Source organism: Mesorhizobium sp. M2E.F.Ca.ET.209.01.1.1, from assembly GCF_004010375.2.
Classification (GTDB): Bacteria; Pseudomonadota; Alphaproteobacteria; order Rhizobiales; family Rhizobiaceae; genus Mesorhizobium.
Map to the genome: position 1 here is coordinate 1 of NZ_SADP02000274.1, position 406 is coordinate 406.

A 406-nucleotide genomic window follows, 5' to 3' on the forward strand; every position below is an offset into this window, starting at 1 on the left:
GCCTGACACTGCCCGAGCCGCCGACGCCCATCGCCAACTTCGTCACCCATGCCGAGAGCGGCCGGCTGATCTTCCTCTCCGGCCAGGGACCGCTGCGCGCCGACGGCACGCTTTGCACCGGCAAGGTCGGCGAGGATGTGACGGTCGAGCAGGCTTATGAGCATGCCCGCCTGACCGGGCTCAATCTGCTTGCCGTCATGCATGCGGCAGCCGGCGATCTCGGCCGCATCGTGCGCGTCGTCAAGCTGCTCGGCTTCGTCAACGCGACGCCGACCTTCAGCGACCACCCAAGGGTGGTCAATGGCTGTTCGGACCTGTTCGCCGATGTCTTCGACAAGATCGGCGGCTGCCGCATGCATGACGGCAAGCAGATTGAGCCCGGTCAGGCGGGCATGCTCATAGGCCT

Annotated in this window: 1 protein-coding gene; it reads left to right on the forward strand. The window is 66.3% G+C overall.

What is annotated here, in order from left to right:
- Window positions 1-2: 2 nt before the first annotated feature.
- On the forward strand, window positions 3-406 hold a 404-nt coding region (locus EN852_RS35645), incomplete at its 3' end, for a RidA family protein (protein WP_135879663.1).